The 19620-nt window shown below is 43.7% G+C and carries 20 protein-coding genes; 10 read left to right on the forward strand and 10 right to left on the reverse strand.

The genetic code is table 11. The annotated features are described in order from the left end of the window. Positions 1-115 precede the first annotated feature (115 nt). Positions 116-601, forward strand: coding sequence for a class Ib ribonucleoside-diphosphate reductase assembly flavoprotein NrdI (gene nrdI / locus LP667_RS11525; protein ID WP_021732782.1), 486 nt, complete (start codon positions 116-118; stop codon positions 599-601). Positions 602-704: 103 nt separating this feature from the next. Here nrdI and LP667_RS11530 read toward each other — a convergent pair whose 3' ends face one another. From LP667_RS11530 to LP667_RS11560, 7 genes are all read right to left on the reverse strand, one after another. Further along, positions 705-2201, reverse strand: a complete 1497-nt coding sequence (locus LP667_RS11530) for a cation:proton antiporter (protein WP_056988548.1) — start codon at positions 2199-2201, stop codon at positions 705-707. Between the two features lie 36 nt (positions 2202-2237). After that, on the reverse strand, positions 2238-3176 hold the full coding sequence (locus LP667_RS11535; RefSeq protein ID WP_392389831.1) for an IS3 family transposase: 939 nt from the start codon (positions 3174-3176) through the stop codon (positions 2238-2240). Beyond that, positions 3146-3463: a helix-turn-helix domain-containing protein gene (locus LP667_RS11540; RefSeq protein ID WP_162257788.1), complete on the reverse strand. Its 318-nt coding sequence runs from the start codon at positions 3461-3463 to the stop codon at positions 3146-3148. The genes LP667_RS11535 and LP667_RS11540 overlap by 31 nt, the downstream gene beginning before the upstream one ends. A 196-nt stretch (positions 3464-3659) precedes the next feature. Beyond that, positions 3660-4598 carry an IS3 family transposase gene (locus tag LP667_RS11545; protein WP_392389831.1) on the reverse strand — a complete coding sequence of 313 codons (939 nt, stop codon included), beginning with the start codon at positions 4596-4598 and terminating at the stop codon, positions 3660-3662. Next, positions 4568-5245, reverse strand: a complete 678-nt coding sequence (locus tag LP667_RS11550; protein WP_021730107.1) for a helix-turn-helix domain-containing protein — start codon at positions 5243-5245, stop codon at positions 4568-4570. Before LP667_RS11550 ends, LP667_RS11545 begins: the two co-directional genes overlap by 31 nt. Before the next feature lie 521 nt (positions 5246-5766). After that, positions 5767-6542, reverse strand: a protein-coding gene (locus LP667_RS11555; RefSeq protein ID WP_121018932.1) for an IS5-like element ISLpl3 family transposase whose coding sequence is annotated in 2 segments (ribosomal slippage) — positions 5767-6218 and positions 6218-6542 — 777 coding nt in all. Because the reading frame shifts where the segments join, the coding sequence is not laid out codon by codon here. A gap of 197 nt (positions 6543-6739) precedes the next feature. Next, a complete protein-coding gene (locus LP667_RS11560; protein ID WP_021730580.1) occupies positions 6740-7903 on the reverse strand; it encodes an MDR family MFS transporter in 1164 nt (387 codons plus the stop codon). A gap of 367 nt (positions 7904-8270) precedes the next feature. Between LP667_RS11560 and LP667_RS11565 the strand changes: the two genes are divergently transcribed. From LP667_RS11565 to zwf, 4 genes are all read left to right on the forward strand, one after another. Further along, positions 8271-8648: a MerR family transcriptional regulator gene (locus tag LP667_RS11565; RefSeq protein ID WP_021730581.1), complete on the forward strand. Its 378-nt coding sequence runs from the start codon at positions 8271-8273 to the stop codon at positions 8646-8648. 85 nt (positions 8649-8733) lie between these two features. Then, complete coding sequence (locus tag LP667_RS11570) at positions 8734-9678, forward strand: NADP-dependent oxidoreductase (RefSeq protein WP_021730582.1); 945 nt, start codon at positions 8734-8736, stop codon at positions 9676-9678. 455 nt (positions 9679-10133) lie between these two features. Beyond that, complete coding sequence (locus LP667_RS11575) at positions 10134-10481, forward strand: SdpI family protein (RefSeq protein WP_021730584.1); 348 nt, start codon at positions 10134-10136, stop codon at positions 10479-10481. Between the two features lie 118 nt (positions 10482-10599). Next, positions 10600-12087, forward strand: coding sequence for a glucose-6-phosphate dehydrogenase (gene zwf, locus LP667_RS11580; protein WP_021730585.1), 1488 nt, complete (start codon positions 10600-10602; stop codon positions 12085-12087). 223 nt (positions 12088-12310) lie between these two features. Here zwf and pdxR read toward each other — a convergent pair whose 3' ends face one another. After that, positions 12311-13675, reverse strand: a complete 1365-nt coding sequence (gene pdxR / locus LP667_RS11590) for a MocR-like pyridoxine biosynthesis transcription factor PdxR (protein WP_021730586.1) — start codon at positions 13673-13675, stop codon at positions 12311-12313. Between the two features lie 97 nt (positions 13676-13772). Here pdxR and LP667_RS11595 point away from each other — a divergent pair, with 97 nt between their 5' ends. The 3 genes from LP667_RS11595 to LP667_RS17275 all read left to right on the forward strand — a co-directional run bounded on the left by LP667_RS11595 (position 13773) and on the right by LP667_RS17275 (position 16024). Further along, positions 13773-14945, forward strand: coding sequence for an aminotransferase class I/II-fold pyridoxal phosphate-dependent enzyme (locus LP667_RS11595; protein ID WP_021730587.1), 1173 nt, complete (start codon positions 13773-13775; stop codon positions 14943-14945). A gap of 4 nt (positions 14946-14949) precedes the next feature. Further along, the gene (dapA, locus tag LP667_RS11600; protein ID WP_021730588.1) at positions 14950-15819 is read left to right on the forward strand and encodes a 4-hydroxy-tetrahydrodipicolinate synthase; all 870 of its coding nucleotides are present in this window, start codon (positions 14950-14952) and stop codon (positions 15817-15819) included. A gap of 70 nt (positions 15820-15889) precedes the next feature. Beyond that, entirely contained in the window at positions 15890-16024 is a 135-nt protein-coding gene (locus tag LP667_RS17275) for a hypothetical protein (protein ID WP_021730589.1), read from the forward strand. A gap of 243 nt (positions 16025-16267) precedes the next feature. Here the strand turns inward: LP667_RS17275 and LP667_RS11610 are convergent, their stop codons facing one another. Beyond that, positions 16268-17041, reverse strand: a complete 774-nt coding sequence (locus LP667_RS11610; RefSeq protein WP_021730590.1) for a sulfite exporter TauE/SafE family protein — start codon at positions 17039-17041, stop codon at positions 16268-16270. A 126-nt stretch (positions 17042-17167) separates the two neighbouring features. On the opposite strand from LP667_RS11610, the gene LP667_RS11615 reads away from it, so the two are divergent. After that, positions 17168-18064 carry a LysR family transcriptional regulator gene (locus LP667_RS11615; RefSeq protein ID WP_021730591.1) on the forward strand — a complete coding sequence of 299 codons (897 nt, stop codon included), beginning with the start codon at positions 17168-17170 and terminating at the stop codon, positions 18062-18064. 159 nt (positions 18065-18223) lie between these two features. Here LP667_RS11615 and LP667_RS11620 read toward each other — a convergent pair whose 3' ends face one another. Continuing rightward, positions 18224-18865 (reverse strand): SDR family oxidoreductase, encoded by a 642-nt coding sequence (locus tag LP667_RS11620; protein WP_021731620.1) that lies wholly within the window; start codon positions 18863-18865, stop codon positions 18224-18226. 136 nt (positions 18866-19001) lie between these two features. Here LP667_RS11620 and LP667_RS11625 point away from each other — a divergent pair, with 136 nt between their 5' ends. Then, positions 19002-19499, forward strand: coding sequence for a GNAT family N-acetyltransferase (locus LP667_RS11625; protein ID WP_056988512.1), 498 nt, complete (start codon positions 19002-19004; stop codon positions 19497-19499). The last annotated feature ends 121 nt before the right edge of the window (positions 19500-19620 follow it).

Here is a 19620-nt window from a genome sequence, read left to right on the forward strand (position 1 = left end):
CCTCAAGCCCACCGCAATCATTGCGATCCCTGACAATTGCAGACCGCAGTTGTTTGCAATTAATTAGTGCCCGGCGTAAACTAATACTAACGTAAAACAGAAATGAGGAACTGCTGTGAGTGAATCAACAATCAATATCATTTATATTTCCATTGAAGGCAACACCCGCTCATTTGTCACTGGTATGCAAGACTATGCTAAGACCCAGCATGCTGCCGATGATAGTAACCCGTTAATTACCTTGAAAGAAATCACCGAACAGTCAGATTTTGACATTGAAACAGAACCCTACTTTGCTTTTGTCCCAACTTATCTTGACGGTGGCAACGGGATCGATAATGGCGTTAAGGAGTTAATGACCAACGTATTAGGTGAATACCTGAACTACGACCAAAACTCACGGTTCTGTCTCGGCGTCGTTGGCTCTGGTAATCGTAACTTTAACGATCAGTACTGTCTAACTGCTCGGCGTTACGCCGAACAACTTGATACGGATATGATTGCCGATTATGAACTTCGCGGCACTTCCGTTGATACTGAACGTGTCTACAATGTCATGAAAGATCGCTTAGCGGCCTATTTAGACAATCAAACTTTTTAGATATTATTCAAAACGGAAGCCCCAGTCAGCACGACATTGCTGCTTGGGGCTTCCGTTTTGTTAATCACTGCCTTGCTTTAGCCTTAATCATCACGCAGTGGACCTATTCCGTTTCCTGATCCTTATCAAAGATCGTGGGCCCAATGATGAGTGATTCCGCCAGTAAGGTTTCATTGTATAGTTTAAACACGTACTTCTGATACTTGACCTCACGTTGCGAAATCATATCCAAATATTGCCGTTCTTGTTCGAGCGCATTCATAAACGCGCGCATCTCCAGCTCTTTTTCTGCCCCAGTAAATTCCGGTCGCCGAACAACGTCAACCCAAGCCCGAGCAAAATCGCGGGTCCTAGTCCGTTGTTTTTGCGTCATCAGATCAAAAATAACGGACTCTTTCACGTGTGGTGGTAAATACATTTTTTGAACTGTATCAATTGCATGATGAACCATGGCAACTCGGATCTTATCAATCTCACCAGTAGCTTCATCGTCGGTCAACGCCGGTTTTAGTAGCCACCGAAAGATAATCGTTGGGACAATCATACTGAGAATAATCAACGTACTAGCGGCCATTAAAACCAAGTTAAAATCAGCTTGACCGACTGTGGTATCCGTTAAGGTGTAGGCCAAGGCCAGTGTTACGGCACCGTGCACCCCACCCAAGGCAAAGATCCAAGCAGGTCGATTCTTAAAACTCAACCGTAAGCGACCATAGGCGTAACGCACCAACACGTTACTAATATATAAGACAAAACCAATCATCAAGAAATTCAATGAACCATGTCCAAATTGCTCACTCACAAGAATCTTGATAAACATAAAACCAAGAACAACAAATACCATACTGTTAAAGATTTCAGTAATCATCCCCACCAAGTCGAAAGCAAAATGAACTTGCTGGGCATTAATCAGTCGGCTCCGTTGGGCTTCTGCATTATGCACCAATCCCGCCACCACAACTGCGATGATGCCTGACACGTGGATTGCTTCGGCAGCGTAATACAAAATAAAGGGCGTAATCACGTAAATTAACAATGACGCGTTCAGCGAATTATACGAAGAACGTAATAACACTTGCCGAAACAACACCATGATCCACGCACTCACAAACCCGAAGAGCACGCCACCCACGGCTGAAATAATAAAGTCAATAATGGTTTGACCATAATTAATATAACCATTGGTGTACCACAACACTGCCATATTCAACAAGATAATACCGGAAGCATCATTAAACAGTGATTCCATCTTCAAGAAGGTTCCCTCGGTTGGTGGCATCTCTAAGCCATTGGTCACTGATTCCATTGCCGTAGCGTCAGTTGGCGTGCTAATTGCTGCAAGAATAAATGCTAATGGCAGTCCAACTAGGCCAAGCGCTGCCAAACCAAATCCCGCCACAATTAAAGCAAGAATGACTAACACGACCGTCGTTTGAATAATATGCTTTAATTCCTTACCAACAGCATTTAGTCGGGTTGCTTGCCCCTCAAAAAACAAGAGTGGAGCAACAATCAGACCAATAAAAATCTCAGAATTAAAATTCTCAATATGATTGCTCAGCATTGGAATAAAAAATAGTCCAATTCCTACTAACGGCACTACACCCTGTCAAGTACACAGTTTAAATAATATAAATTATGATGCTTTAAATCGGAGGGCATGATTTCGACATTCTGTCGGGGTCATGCCTTTTAATGACTTTTGACGTCGACCGTTGTTGTACCAGTCAATTGCTTTGGTAATGTTTTGAAGTAATTCTTCTTTGGTCAATGCGGTTTTAAAACTTAAGTCCTCATCTTTTAAATGACTCCAGAAACTCTCCATAGGCGCGTTGTCTCCAGGTGTCCCCGGTCTTGACATGCTATGGCAAATGCCATAGCTATTAAGGGCCCGATTGAATTCTAATGATGTATAGGCCGAACCTTGGTCAGTGTGTAAAATTAATTCGTTGGCGGCCAGGTCATTACTTTTCATTGCTTTATTAACAGTTGCTGTCACCAGTGTTGTCGTTTCGGTATCATCGATCGCCCAGGCAACGATACTGTGATCGTGTAAATCCTTGATGGCACTAAGTCGTAGTTTGTTGAGACTTTGATTACCGTATTTTAATTCAGTACAGTCGGTTGTCCAAACCTTATTAGATTCTTCCTGATTAAAATCATGCTTGATGATATTGGCTGACATCATTTCTTTATATTCCGCTTTACGATCATGTTTACTAATGCGAATCGATGATTTGATATGGTTAACTTGCATTAATCTTCTGATACGTTTGGCATTCACATGGTACTCAGTCTCTTCGTTGATGTGCATAACTAAGGTTTCAACACCAAATATATAATTATGGCTAATTTCTAATTTAAGCATGAATTTAACTAGCTCATCATTTAGTCGTTCATTAGCGGTTAATGTCCGGTTCAACCATTTATAATATGACCTCCGCTTGATCCCGACTTCTTGACACAACCAACTTATGGGATATTTACCGGCTAGTTCTTGAATTGCCTGATATTTTGAGATCCGGTCGATTGATGACCAACCACTTACTTCACTCTCCTTTGAATCTCTTTCAATTTTTTTGACAGGTCCTTTTCCATTTCCAAATGTTTAGTTCTAGCTTCTAATTCTTTTATTTTCAGTTTAGCGATATCTAACTCGGTAAGTGGCGTAGCTTTACTTTTCCCACGGCGGTCGGCTAAAGCGTCCACACCGCCGTTATTTAGCTTCTTGACCCAGGTATAAACTTGTTGATACGAGACCTCAAAATGGCTAGCGGCCTCGTGGTAAGCATAGTCGTTGGCGATAGTCCATTGAGCTATTTCAATGCGTTCAATTTGGGTTGTCTTGCGTCCGTCTTTCATCTTTCGGTTCCTCGGATTTCTATTGGAATAAGTTTTCTTTCCAATAGTATAATCTCTAAACCAATTAGACACCATCCCGGCGCTACTCAAACCATACTTGGTGGCTAATTTTGGAAAAGACAGCTTTTCTTTGATATGTTCCTGTACAATCCTTTGGCACTACACCCTGTCAAGTACACAGTTTAAATAATATAAATTATGATGCTTTAAATCGGAGGGCATGATTTCGACATTCTGTCGGGGTCATGCCTTTTAATGACTTTTGACGTCGACCGTTGTTGTACCAGTCAATTGCTTTGGTAATGTTTTGAAGTAATTCTTCTTTGGTCAATGCGGTTTTAAAACTTAAGTCCTCATCTTTTAAATGACTCCAGAAACTCTCCATAGGCGCGTTGTCTCCAGGTGTCCCCGGTCTTGACATGCTATGGCAAATGCCATAGCTATTAAGGGCCCGATTGAATTCTAATGATGTATAGGCCGAACCTTGGTCAGTGTGTAAAATTAATTCGTTGGCGGCCAGGTCATTACTTTTCATTGCTTTATTAACAGTTGCTGTCACCAGTGTTGTCGTTTCGGTATCATCGATCGCCCAGGCAACGATACTGTGATCGTGTAAATCCTTGATGGCACTAAGTCGTAGTTTGTTGAGACTTTGATTACCGTATTTTAATTCAGTACAGTCGGTTGTCCAAACCTTATTAGATTCTTCCTGATTAAAATCATGCTTGATGATATTGGCTGACATCATTTCTTTATATTCCGCTTTACGATCATGTTTACTAATGCGAATCGATGATTTGATATGGTTAACTTGCATTAATCTTCTGATACGTTTGGCATTCACATGGTACTCAGTCTCTTCGTTGATGTGCATAACTAAGGTTTCAACACCAAATATATAATTATGGCTAATTTCTAATTTAAGCATGAATTTAACTAGCTCATCATTTAGTCGTTCATTAGCGGTTAATGTCCGGTTCAACCATTTATAATATGACCTCCGCTTGATCCCGACTTCTTGACACAACCAACTTATGGGATATTTACCGGCTAGTTCTTGAATTGCCTGATATTTTGAGATCCGGTCGATTGATGACCAACCACTTACTTCACTCTCCTTTGAATCTCTTTCAATTTTTTTGACAGGTCCTTTTCCATTTCCAAATGTTTAGTTCTAGCTTCTAATTCTTTTATTTTCAGTTTAGCGATATCTAACTCGGTAAGTGGCGTAGCTTTACTTTTCCCACGGCGGTCGGCTAAAGCGTCCACACCGCCGTTATTTAGCTTCTTGACCCAGGTATAAACTTGTTGATACGAGACCTCAAAATGGCTAGCGGCCTCGTGGTAAGCATAGTCGTTGGCGATAGTCCATTGAGCTATTTCAATGCGTTCAATTTGGGTTGTCTTGCGTCCGTCTTTCATCTTTCGGTTCCTCGGATTTCTATTGGAATAAGTTTTCTTTCCAATAGTATAATCTCTAAACCAATTAGACACCATCCCGGCGCTACTCAAACCATACTTGGTGGCTAATTTTGGAAAAGACAGCTTTTCTTTGATATGTTCCTGTACAATCCTTTCTTTGAATGCTTGAGAATAGCTGCGATTTTTTCTTTGATGCCTTAAGCCTTCACTTCCATTGAGATCGTACAATCTTTTCCATTGATGAATAACGTTTTTATTTATTTGTAGATCCCTGGCAATTGATTGCACCGTATGGTTATTATCAATCAGATTAAGAATGTTAATCTTTTCATCAAATGAATACTTTCTATTTGAACGCATACAAAAACCCCTTAGGTACACAGATTTTTTATTATTTAATCTGTGTACCTAAGGGGTAGTATATCCAACAAGCTCAAATAGTTCACTGATATTTGTGGAATTACCCGGGAAATAAAAATACTAATGACCGCGGCTAACACCAAAATGAAGCTTGAAACCATCAAGTTCACGTACTCACCCCACTATTAATCATTTATTAATTACACATCAGGCTAGTTAAGCGGCTATTATTCATAATTAAAAATGTGCCAACCAGTTAAAGCCATCAGCAACTTAACGTTTAATTGAGGCTCTCGTATTAAACTATCCAACGACCAGTTGGACCAAGTTAAGCGACCGTTCATCTACCAGTCAAGCGTTTTCTCGAAACGTACTCGGTGCTACTGAAGCCTCTGGCCCCTCACAGGCCTCAAACTAGAGGTCGGACTGGAACAACCACATGCTGATGAATAGAAATTTGTCTTATTGGGATATTCTTAATCATAATTAATACTAACTAATAACTAGGGTCCGTCTTAAAACTACTTAAGTAAGATGCAAATTGAGGCAATGTAGACCGTAGCCAGATAAACATGAGCGAGCTTATCATAACGCGTTGCAATCCTACGAAAGTTCTTCAACTGATTGAAGAAGTTCTCAATCAAATGGCGCTCACAATAAACGTGGTAATCATAGGTCCACTTGTCTTTGGTATTTTCCTTTGGCGGAATGGTATAGACGCCTGCTTTATCTTCAATATACTGGCGAAGTTTCGCGGTGCCATAGGCTTTATCCGCGATAATATTTGATTGAGAAATATCGAAGCCTTCCAGCAACTCACTGGCAACTTGGCTATCATGTACTTGACCACCTGTTAGGCGAAAACCCAAGGGATTCCCTAATCCGTCAACGAGTGCGTGAATCTTGGTCGTTCGGCCACCTCGACTTAATCCAATAGCTTGATTTTCGACCATACATTCGGCATTTTTTTTGCCCCAGTGGCCTTTTGATGCGCTCGAACGATCGTTGAATCTAAGCTCAAGTTTTCCATGTCGGGATCGTCAATCAATTCGAGAAAAACCTGTTCGAACAAGCCTGAACTTACCCAGGCTCGGAAGCGACTATACACCGTTTTCCAAGAGCCATAGCGTTCAGGTAGATCACGCCAAGGAGCCCCGCTGCGCATGAGCCAGAGGATAGCGTTGAGGGCGGTACGGTTGTCTAGGCTTGATGGACGGCCAGTCCGGTATGGCGGGAAGTATCCTTTGATTCGGTCCCACTGAGCATCTTCCAGTTCGTATCGTTTAGGTGTTGTCATCGGAATGCCTCGATTCGTTTTTCCTCAGATTATACCTGAATTTTTAGTTTTCAGACAGTCCCTAGTAGAACATGTATTAATTGTATCCGATTATTAAAAAATTGTATCGTCAGTCGTCTTCGCGCCTGCAAACAAGTCATCAAAAAAGCTTTCAAAGCGACTGGCCTTGAAAGCTTGGATTCTCGTGCGAGCACTCATTAACCATTTAATAAATGTTCACGCCGGGCACGCCATAATACTAATGCTAAACTACCCAACATAAAAATAGTTACTGTAATAAAAAGTACCGAGTATGAGAACTGAGCGACCATCATCCCGCCAAACAACGGTCCCACGGCTCGCCCTAGCGACAAAGCCATGTTGTAACGGCCTTGATATTTTCCCCGCTGATCATCAGCTGCCATATCATCGACCCAGGCAGGCGCAATCGGTAATCCAATCACTTCACCAATCGTTAATACGACCATAATAATGATGAAATCAACGTATTGTCGGGCAAATACCAACCCCAAGAATGACAGCGCAAATAGCGTAATTCCAAAGCCAATCTGGGTTCCAATCTTAAATCGTTCGTTAAATAAGGCAACGATTGGCTGGCTCACAATAATCAGCAGCCCGTTGATCGTCCAAACTTCACTATATCGACGGAATGGAATCCCTAAGTTGGTCATATGCACGGATAGAATGCTCTCCCATAATGCATAACTCAAATAAATTGTGAAAATCATCAAACAAATCGTCCAAATTAACTGGCGATGATTTTTAGGCGTTGTGTCACGCTTCTGTGTCGTGACTTTTCCCGTCCGAACAGCAGGTGTGACATTAAATGTACTTAAGGTAATGACCATCAGTCCAATATAACAAACAGTCGCCACCATAAAGACTACGCTAATTCCAAGCTCTAATAAGTACCCTACCAACAACGTTCCGATAACGACCCCAACGTTTAAAGCTAAGTAGAGCATGTTGAAGACATAGCGATTGGACCTGGTCGTAACCGTCGCCGCATAAGCATTGACAACCGTCATACTGATTCCATCACCAAACCCAACAATGATTAACCCGATTGCGTATGGCCACAAGCTATGCCAGAAAATCAACGTTGTTAAAATCGCCGTTGAAATTCCCCCGCCGAGCAAAGCCGTATAGTATGGTCGCCAGTGGTCAAACAGACGCCCACCGACAAAGTTACCGGCAATCATTGCCAACGACATCAAAAAGAGAATAACTCCTGAAAAAGTTAAGCTTTGCTTGAGATAATTATGCATGTAGACCGTTGTTAATGGCCACATAAATGCAGCCCCAGCGTTGTTCAATAGATTAGCTAAGAACAGCCAACGCAACCGAACTTCTTTTTGCATCTCCTCACCACATTTCTTAGTTGAATTTATTCATCGCAAAAACAATACCCTAGCTAGTATACGCCGCTTGGTGACTTTTACCTACCAATCAGCCGAAAAAGATCATCAGTTCGCTAATAATCCCCTTTAAATCAAGCTTTACAATAACTTCTACGCCAATATTTGAGGTGTAACGTCAGTGCAAATCTACCCATCGTATATTAGGAATGGTGCGCACGATTGCTTGTGTATCACACCTAATTGGGCTCGTTTTAATGAGGTGCCTGGTTTTTAATTTTCACTCACTTTGAGTAATGGTTTATAATCAATGAACATGCGCCGTACATAACGACACGAACATTAGAATCAAAAGTAAGGAGACGTTAACATGCAACTTTTCACTATTCCAGCCGACCAGACCGCATTTAGCACTAAAGAAGTCGTTGCTATTACTAAAATGACTAAAGATGCCCTCCGCTATTATGAACAACAACGGTTAATTGGTCCGGTACCACGTGACCACAATAATTACCGGCAATACTCACATCAAAATTTAGAACGATTGCAATTCGTCGCAACTTTTCGGCAATTGGGTCTGGATCTAAAATTACTCAGCGGTGACGGCCGCATTCCAAGCCGTGAGCAACGGATTAAAGAGTTGCGCTCATATCGTACTACCGTTCAAGAACAAATCGCTCACTTACAAGCAACTGATCAGTTTTTAGCCCATAAGATTGCTTACTTTAAGGCCTCACCAGATCACTAACCAACTTTTTGATTGATTGCTTGCTATCGTGTGGACACGATAGTTTATACTAGCGCCAGACTTAAATTAAAGAAGGTTACGATTTATGAAAACAATTGCTATTAACCAATACGGTAGTGCGGAAGCATTCACAATGATCAACATGCCTAAACCCGAACCACAAGCTGACGAAGTTCAAGTCGCCATTCATGCCTTTAGTCTCAATCCAATGGATATTGCCGGTCGGATGGGGGCTTTGTCATCACCCTTTACTGACTTATGGTCTTTCCCATTGGTCTTAGGCTGGGACTTCTCTGGTGTAATTACTAAAGTGGGCTCCGATATAACTAGCTTTAAAACTGGAGATGCTGTATTTGGCTCAGCCGCACCAGCCCACGCGGCTAACAATGGGACTTATGGTGAGTTTATTACCGTTAATACCAAAGAATTGGCCCATCTCCCATCAGGGTTATCATTTGATCAAGCCGCCGCTTTACCAATCGCCGGACTGACGGCTTATTACGGGATGAAACATAATCTCAATCTTCAACCCGGACAAAAGATTCTGATTCAAGGTGGTGCTGGCGGTGTTGGCCTTTTTGCCGTTCAGATTGCCAAAGCCTTTGATGCTTACGTCGCTACCACCGCTAGTGCTAATCACCGCAACTTACTGGTTGATCTGGGAGCAGACGAAGTGATTGATTACCACGAAACCAATCCTGCCACCGTCTTACACGATTATGATGCCGTCTTTGATACTGTTGGTGACATCGATACTGGTCTTAAGGTCCTAAAAGCTGATGGTCAACTTGCAACCATTGCGGCTCAGCCAACAGACGCTCAGCAGTATGACCAACAGAAAAAAGCTGCTTTTCAGTTCACACAAGGCTCATCGGAAGACCTCGCCGATCTAGCTAAGTTAACAATCAACGGCCAAGTTAAGTTGACCATTGCGACGTTACCATTTGCCGTAGCCAGCGTCATTAAGGGGCATCAAGCTATCGAAAGTCGTCATACCACTGGTAAGATTGTCATTCACGTTACAGATTAACTAATGACGACTACTATGGCTTGGTAAGCCCGATCAGGTTGACACAGCTTCTGACTACCAGTACCGAATAAAAATAAGTTTTTAGAAGCCAGTTTGATTTCTGAAAACTTATTTTCATTTGGACTTACCACTCAGCTCAAAAGCAGCTATCGCAGCCTTGGTTGCAACTGAAACGATTCAACGAATACCTTAAAATCTTGTAGCACACTTTAAGTGCCACTATCATTCACCTAACTACCCTCTCCGTAAACTAACAAGCCACTGTCTTGACAAGCTCTGATCAAATTTTCGACCATGGCAAACTGGTCGCAGCCATATTAATTTAACAATTCCAAAAAATTAATATTGAAATGTCCGGTTTTTGAACCTGATTGTCGACTAGTGACCCTAATGATTGTTATAATATAGCCAAACACTGCCAACAGGTGTAATTTTTCAACAATTGAGGTGACAACATGGCGAATAATAGCTTTGGCTTGGCATTAGGCTTCCTGGTGATTTTGCTGCTCTGGATCTATCAACGTGTGCGCATGCCAAAGATGCGCTCACTCGCCGGCTACATGTCGCGACGCGCAATTGAAAACGAAGAAACGTGGCGGTTTGCACAACGCTTCTATTCAATGTTCGGCATCGAGATTTTCTCTATCTTGTTAATTGGCGCGATTATTGGTGGCCTGTTCAGAATTCCGTTATTGCAAAACTTTAATTTTCAAGCCATCGCCTTGGCGGTTGGTTTGATTATGCAAAATGTCGCAACTGAACGTGAATTGAAACATCAGTTTCCAAAATCATCCCAACATTAACACTTTATAATTGACCATTACGATGAATAGCTTAATATTAGTAATGGTAGTTTAATGCTAATTAACGATTACGAACAAGTACCTGGTTTAAAATATTCTTAGTAAAGAAGTGAAATTGATGAGTAACGAAAAAATTGCCTTATTCACCATCTTTGGCGGTACCGGTGACCTCGCCCAGCGTAAACTGTACCCGTCACTATTTAAGCTCTATCAAAAGGGCTATCTTAAAGATCACTTTGCCGTTATTGGTACGGCTCGGCGTCCTTGGACTGATGATCATTATCACGAAGTCATTAGTGACTCATTGGCTGATCTCAATGCTGATCAGGAAACCGTTGAACAGTTTGCGAGCCATTTCTATTACCAATCGCATGATGTGACTGACGCTGAACATTATCGAACTTTGAAAAAGTTATCTGAAAAGTTGGACGCTCAATATGGTCTACAAGGCAACCGGATTTTCTACTTAGCAATGGCACCAAATTTCTTTGGTACAATTGCACAACATTTACGTTCCGAAAACATTTTGACTGATAATGGCTTTAACCGGGTCATCATCGAAAAGCCATTTGGTCATGATTTTGAAAGTGCCAAGGAGCTAAATGATCAATTAACAGCAACCTTTAACGAAAATCAAATCTATCGGATTGACCATTACCTAGGTAAGGAAATGATTCAAAATATCACGGCCATTCGGTTTGGCAATAATATTTGGGAATCATTATGGAACAATCGCTACATCGACAATATTCAGATCACATTAAGTGAAAAACTGGGTGTCGAAGAACGGGCCGTTTATTACGACAACAGTGGCGCTTTGCGGGACATGGTGCAAAACCATATCTTACAAATTTTGAGTCTCCTAACGATGGATCAACCCGTTGAATTCACTGAAAATGATATTGATGTCGAAAAGGTCAAGGCGTTACGAAGCTTACGACCACTTAAACCTGAAGAAGTTGCGACTAACTTTGTTCGCGGCCAATATGGTGCGGGTGATGATGGCGCCAAGGCTTATCGCGATGAGGATAAGATCTCACCTGATTCAAATACCGATACCTTCGTGGCCGGTAAAGTTATGATTGATAATTATCGTTGGTCCGGGGTACCATTCTACATTCGTACTGGAAAACGTTTAGCCGATAAATTTACACGGATCGACGTGGTCTTCAAACGACCAGTTGTAAATATCTTTAATCACGATGACGTCCGTGCTAATGATGACGCAGCAACGAGTCTCGATCCTAACATCTTGACGATCAACGTTGAGCCAACTGAAGGCTTCGAGCTCCGCATGAATGCCAAAGCAATCGGTCAAGGGTTCGCAACCACCCCCGTTAAGTTGAACTATTCACATGATGCCGAAGCTACGGCCGGTAGTCCCGAAGCTTACGAACGCTTACTTCACGATGCCTTGAATGGTGATGCAACTAACTTTACTCACTGGCAAGAAGTTGCCGACTCGTGGAAGTTTGTCGATGTGATTCAGCAGTACTGGGATGAGCACCAACCTGAATTTCCAAACTACCGCCCTGGTACGATGGGACCAGATGCGGCCGATGAATTATTACGTAAAGATGGTCACCGGTGGGTCTACCGCAACTAGCCGTCCTAACGTAGTCACTTAAATTGCTTAATTAAAAGGATCAGTTACCAACACTTGACTAACAACGTGTTGATAACTGGTCCTTTTTATATCGCTTTAACAATTGGATGGGTTGCTGTCCGTCAGCAATACACGTTTATTTTGACCTTCGAGATTGCGCCTGCGGATTAGCTTAACTAGCGTCGCAATAATCCTTAACAGCACCCATTCTGCTTATAAACGCCTACCCTACCAGTTGTTCACAAACTTGAATCAACCGTTTGACACCGGTCGTCAACGCTGACAGTGTCAGCCCGGCAAACCCTAACAAGTAATAGTCCGCCGTGGGCATGTCGCGCCAATTGGAATTAAGCGGATAAATCCGAACCTGTTGCTGTTCTAGGGCTCCTAATAATTTGGCCTGTGCAATGCCTGGAATCTGAACAACTAAGTGCACCCCCGCGCCGGTTGCAATCGGCCGGATCCGCTTAGTTTGCGCTAACTGTTGACAAAGTACCCGATACTTTTGTCGATTAGCAGCTCGGTTTCGACTAAGGTGCCGATAATACGCCCCATCTTCAAAATAATTAGCCATTGCTTGTTGTAACAGGCCGGCCACCATTTCAGCCCGATATTGATACTGTTGATGATAAATTGCTACCAGTTGTGGTGGTAAGACTAAATAACCCATCCGTAATGTCGGATCAATTCCCCGCGAAAACGTCCCCAAATAAGCCACCTGATTAGCCGTTGCTAACGACTGTAGCGCGGGTAATGGGTGCGCACTGTATCGGTATTCACTATCATAATCATCCTCAATGATGAGATGTTGAGTACCCGCCCATTGTAACAACGCTAATCGTTTCTCGATGGGCAAGACGACCCCTAATGGAAATTGATGGCCAGGGGTCGTATAAATGATCTGGGGATTGCGCTCACGAACTTGTGTCAAATCGAGCCCATCTTCCGTCACTCTGATGGGGACCGCCGTCTGTCCATAACTAGCCGCCAATTCGGATAAACCGCGGTAGCCCGGATTCTCAATCCCGACCGTTCCGCGTGGCAAGATACTAAGTAGAATACTGAGACCTGCCTTAGCCCCACTCGTGATAACAATTTGGTCCGCTGTGCACCGCACACCACGAGTCGTTTTCAAAAATCGAACCAAGTTTTCACGTAAAGCCGGTAAGCCCTGCGCATCCGGATAAACGGCCGTTGGTTGCTGCTCAGTCTGACGCAACGCTAGTCGGACAGCCCGTTTCCAAGCGTTCCAACTTGGCGATAACAACTGAGTCACACCATACCGAAAATCATAAGTGAACGCCCTGGATTTAGTGGGCTGTGGCACAGTCTCCAGCGTCTGTTTAGCTGCTGGCCAGTGTGTCCGATCGCGATAAAAGTAGCCACTCCCGGGAACGGTATACACATAGCCCTCCGCTAGCAACTGATCGTAAGCTTGTTCGACAGTAGTCTTGGAAACTCCCAAATTTTGTGCCATTTTACGAATCGACCATAACTGGTGGTTGGCTTGAGTAGCATCATAGTCATCACGCATCTGCTGGTATAACTGAATATATAACGGTGTCGTTGACTGACGATTTAATGGCATCACACAACTGTCCTTTCATTTTTATCAAAATTGTCTATTTCTAACCGGACGATTGTTGTTTATTATAAACGGTAATCACGTTGAGAGGAAGGTCCTAATGATGAATACAAATATTCGGATCCAACAAATTCAAGTCTCTGGCATCCGACGCTTCGATGAAGCAATCAGTCAAATTCCCGATATTATCAGATTAACGGTCGGTGAACCTGACTTACCCACCCCAAGTCACGTTAAAAAAGCGGCAATTCAAGCGATTCATAATGATTGGACACACTACTCGCCACTAATGGGCTTTGCCGCTTTGCAAGATGCTGCGAGTCACTACTTTCAACAGAAATATCAACTCACCTATGCACCTGAACAGATCATTGCAACAGTCGGAGCTAGTGAGGCCGTGGCAACGACCCTGCTCACTTTACTTAATCCTGGCGATACCGTCTTATTGCCAACACCAGCCTACACGAGCTATCAACCCGTCGTTGACATCGCAAACGCACAATTAGCCCCCATTGACACAACCGCAACGGGTTATAAATTAACATCCAGTGCGTTACAAGCTGCGCTAGATGATCACCGTCGCGACCACGTCAAGGCCTTAATTTTAAACTACCCGACCAACCCCACCGGCGTCACGTACACTGATGATGAATTACGGGCTTTGCAAGCCGTCATTGCTACCGCTGGAATCTACGTTATTAGCGATGAGATTTACAGTGAACTAACTTATGAACAGCCTCATACTGCTTTTGCCACACTATATCCAAGCAAAACGATCACAATCAATGGCCTCTCCAAATCGCATGCCATGACTGGTTGGCGACTGGGATTCATCATGGCCCCAAGTAACTTGATTACCGAGATGAAGAAGACCCACCAGTACCTCGTTACTTCAACGAGTTCCATCACCCAAGCCGCTGGTATCGAAGCACTTACCCATGGTCTGGATGATGGCCCAGAAATGCGTAACGTCTATCAAGCACGCCGCGATTACGTCGTCAAGCGTCTGAGTGAAATTGGATTCAATTATATTTATCCGACGGGCGCATTCTATATCTTTGTCCAACTACCACAGGATTTCCAAGGCACCAGCTGGGACTTTGCGACCCGACTCGCACACGAAGCCCAAGTTGCTGTCGTTCCTGGCTCAGCATTCGGTACGAGTGGCGAGGGTTGGTTCCGAATAAGTTATGCAGCCAGTCAATCGGCACTACGCGAAGGGCTAAATCGTTTAGCCTTATGGCGCGCCCAAACTACCACACAGGAGGATTAGTCACATGAATTTAGCATCCGCACACCTGATTACCGCCATGGTCACGCCATTTGATGACCAACAACACGTTGATTTCCGCCGCTTAGAGCAACTGATCGAACACTTACTTGCAACTGGCACGGACTGCTTATTAGTCGGGGGCACGACTGGCGAAGGTCCCACGTTGAGCATCGCTGAAAAACGAGATTTATACACGCAGACAGTTAGGATCGTTGCTGGGCGAGTTCCAATCATCGCTAATACGGGGACCAATGACACTGCCGCCACAATTCATTTCACCCACATTGTCAGTCAAATCGAGGGCATCGATGCCGCCCTCGTCGTTGTCCCACCCTATAACAAACCCAACCAAACCGGGATGATGGCGCATTTTACAGCCATTGCCGAAAAATCAGACTTGCCCATTATAATTTATAATATTCCCGGTCGCGTAGGCGTTAAGATGACGGTCACGACGATTCTGACTTTGGCCCATAACCCCAACATTATTGGGATCAAACAATGTGGTTCCGATGAAGAACTGGCCGCAATTATTGAAAAGGCGCCTAAAGATTTCCTCGTTTACACGGGCGAAGATGCTCAGAGCTTGACCACCCTCGTCTTTGGTGGTCAGGGAACGATTTCAGTGTCAAGTCATTTATTTGGAAATGAAATGGCAACGATGCGCCGCGCCTTGAACCACGGCGACATCACCCAGGCGGGGCAAATTCAACGACGTTTAATGCCGAAGATGGCAGCACTATTCACACAACCCTCACCGGCACCCGTTAAAGCGGCGTTGAACGCCCGACACTGGTTAGTCGGAAGCACGCGTCTACCAATTTTACCGTTAACCACCAATGAACAAAGTCAACTACTCAACAGCTTAAAGTAATGCAGAATGGTTGGTAGTACCTAGCAAAAGCGCGTATACTGAAACTAAAATAATTAGGAAAGTGGTGACCATGATGTGCGGTTGGGCTTTTACTGGCGGTATGCCCTTGATGTGGATGGGTGGCGGCTTTGGCATTATCAGCTTACTGATTCTGTTAGCCGTTGGTGCTTACTTTTTAGGGACACGTTCACGCCATCACGATTAAAGTTCTCATTGGAATAGTCAAAAAGACTTTCAAGGCACGGCTTGAAAGTCTTTTTTGTTCAATCATCAGGAATCAGCCAACCGGGTCAAGGCCTCCCCATTTCAGGTTACCTGTAGCTTTGCCTAATCGCATCAGTCCAAACGTTGATCTAGTCTCGATGACTTAATTTCAAGATAGTAACGTCAGTAAGTTTACCAGCCTTAACATTGCTATTGAATTTGTCCCCACTAACTTCATTTTCACTCACAATCCATAAGCCGATTTAAACAAACTGGCCGCCAGTCCCAATGCCCCGATTCCAATCACAATTTTAAGTAATCTGGCAGGTAAGTGGCGCACAATTCGTGGTCCTAAGCTACCACCAATTAGAAAACCAATGCCTAAAGGTAATACATAGCGCCACTGAATTGGCGTTTGCAGGCCATACACGACGGCTGAAACAATATTGGCTAATCCCAACGCCAGATTTTTCTGAGCATTATAGACGACAAACGGTGCAGCACTCGTAAAAGACAGGATCGACAACATCAAGACACCACCCGCAGCACCAAAATAACCCGTATAAGCCCCGACTAAAAAGATGCCCAACCAAGCTAAAGCCGTCATCCATTTAGGTGTCACAACAATTTCACCGGGCTGTTTAACATGAATATGACGAGGAATCAGCACTAAAATTCCCGCAATCAAAATAAAAAATGGGACGACCTTCGCAAAGGTCGCTGCCGGGATAATAAATAACAGAATTGCCCCAACAATACTCCCAACTAAGGTCAGTGGAATGAGCGTCTTCAATTCCTGACCATGCCCCCGTAGTTCCCGGCGTGAGGCCGGCACGGCCCCAAAGCTAGTAAAGACTAAGCCAACGGTGTTAGTAACATTAGCCGTAACGGGCGGCAATCCCAGCGCTAGTAAGACCGGGTACGAAACCAGCGACGCTAACCCAGCTGCAGTGCTAACAATCCCCGCAACAATCCCAACAACGACTAAAATAACGATTAACTCTCCGAACGTAAACATGTGCAACGTTCCCTTCTCTCTTAATAGCCTTACAATAGCCACAACGATTACCATAGTCAAATAACCATGTTATAATAATAAATCATAATACTAACAATTAAGTATCAATTAAATAAGGACTTTAAGATGAATATTAAAGATTTGCAATATTATGTTTCGTTAACTCAGCTCAAAAATTTTTCATTAGTTGCAGCCCAATTTCACGTTAGCCAACCGACCATTTCGGCTGCTATTCGGCGATTGGAGACCGAATTGAAAACACAATTACTAATTCGGGCTAATCCCCACTTACCGGTGGCACTCACCACGACCGGGATTCAAGTCCAACGACACGCCAGTCAGATCCTATTAGAGCACCAACTGATGTGCCAAGAAGTTGCCCACACCACAACCGATCAACTTGTCATCGGGATGCCACCAATCATTGAAATCAACTACTTTCCCCGGATTGCAAGTCAATTACCACAGGCTTTATTCAGCCAGATTCAACCTATCAGTCAAGGTTCGCTCGCGGCGCTCAAAGGATTAAAAAACGGACAATTAGACTTAGCCGTATTTGCTTACCTCAATGAATTCACGGATACGACTATTCAACTCACGACGTTTGACACCCAGTCATTCAGTATTGTTGTACCAACTGACGATCCACTAGCAACCCACTCACAACTTCAATTCAGATCGTTACGTCATCAGCGTTTTGTAGCTCTCAAAGATAACTTTGTCCACCGCCAGGCATTTCGTCAACTCAGTCATCAAAATCATGTTCGGCCAACGATTGTCTTCGAATCCAACGAAATCGGTAGTATCTTAAACATGGTTCGTCAGCACGTGGGCATTGCTTTATTGAGTAACGCCGTCCAATTACCGGCGGGATTACACCGGCTCCCCCTAACTGACGCGCAAGCGCCCACGTTCAATGTCGGCGTTGCATACCGCCACTCAATGACGTTTAGTCCAACCCAAGCCGACCTGATCCAACGACTAACCGCTGCTTTTCAATCCGTCGATTGGCACGCATACTAGCCAGCACCTAAAAAGCCACCGTGTAAGTTTATCAATATGATAAGCTCACACGGTGGCTTTTATAACGGCTGTCCGTCAAGTTAGGTTGCCAAATTCAGGTCATTAAACAGACAAGTTTTTAGTAACCTATCCTGATTGCTAACCCGTCTCAACCTCAGATTAAGCTTGTTGAACAGCCTTCGAGATTGGGGTATCGCCATTGATCAGCGCAATGGTTTTACCGACCGTTGCAGGGGTGTGTAACGTTTGAACTGTAAAAGTTGCGACATCATCACGCGTAATCTCACCGCCAACGTCAGGGTTAACGGTTACTTTGCCAGTACCGGCATCATTAATCAGCGTACCTGGTTGCAAAATGGTGTAATCCAATTGCGTTCTAGTCTTTAGCCATTCATCCGCATAATACTTCGCCACATAGTACGGTTGTAATGCTCGTGGCCACCGACTCCGATCCGGTGTGAATTCAGCGCTAATAATCACATACCGCTTAACACCCGCAATTTCAGCTGCTTGCATTGATTTGACAGCCCCATCCAGATCAATCATCAAAGTCATATCATAACCCGTTTGACCGCCAGATCCCGCTGCAAACACAATCGCGTCCATACCATTAAAAGCTAACGCTAAATCTTTAGGCTGAGCCATTAAGTTAAATTGTACTGGTTGGGCACCAGCATCTTCGAAAGCTTCGGCCTGTTCTGGTTGGCGAATACCTGCGTACACCTGGTCACCTTGAGCCACTAACTTGGAAACAATTTTCTTGCCAATTTGCCCGTGGGCGCCAATCACAAAGATTTTCATCTGGGTCACTCCTGTCCTTTAGTTAAGTTTCATTATAAAACTTACCAGTTCAAAAAAGTATCATTCTGCTCCTGATTTGTCCAGTTTACAGAATTAGCTTATAATATGAGCATCTAAATGAGAGTAGTGATAATTTATGTCAAAATACATTCGTCAGGCCACTAGTGCCGATTTGCCAGCCATGATGGCCATTATCGAGCAAGGCAAACAAGCTTTGGCTGCCGACCAGATTCCCCAGTGGCAAGACGGTTATCCATTAGCTGCTGATATTCAAGCTGATATTGATGCTAAAATTGCCTGGGTACTCATCGTCGATGATCAGATTGCTGGAACGGCCGCACTGTTAACAACGCCTGACCCCAATTACGCCACTATTTATGCTGGCAGCTGGGCACCTACCAAGAACCAACGTTATACCTCAATACATCGAATCGCCATTGCCAGTGGCTACCACGGACAACACCTAACTGACTTTTTCTTTAGTAATCTCATCACCATGAGTTACCAACTTGGTTTTCGGCAACTCCGCATTGATACACATTCGTTAAATCAGCGGATGCAACACATTATTACCAAGGCTGGATTCGATTACCGCGGTGTTGTCTACATGGATCACGACGAAACTGACCAATGAAATGCCTATCAATTACTACTACACTAATATTTGTCAGCCACGTGGCCCTCACTATTCAGTTTTAAACATCACGAACGCTTTAATTAAGACCAAACTCAACAAAAAGCACGCCAGATTATTC

The organism is Lactiplantibacillus paraplantarum (genome assembly GCF_003641145.1).
GTDB classification, from domain to species: domain Bacteria; phylum Bacillota; class Bacilli; order Lactobacillales; family Lactobacillaceae; genus Lactiplantibacillus; species Lactiplantibacillus paraplantarum.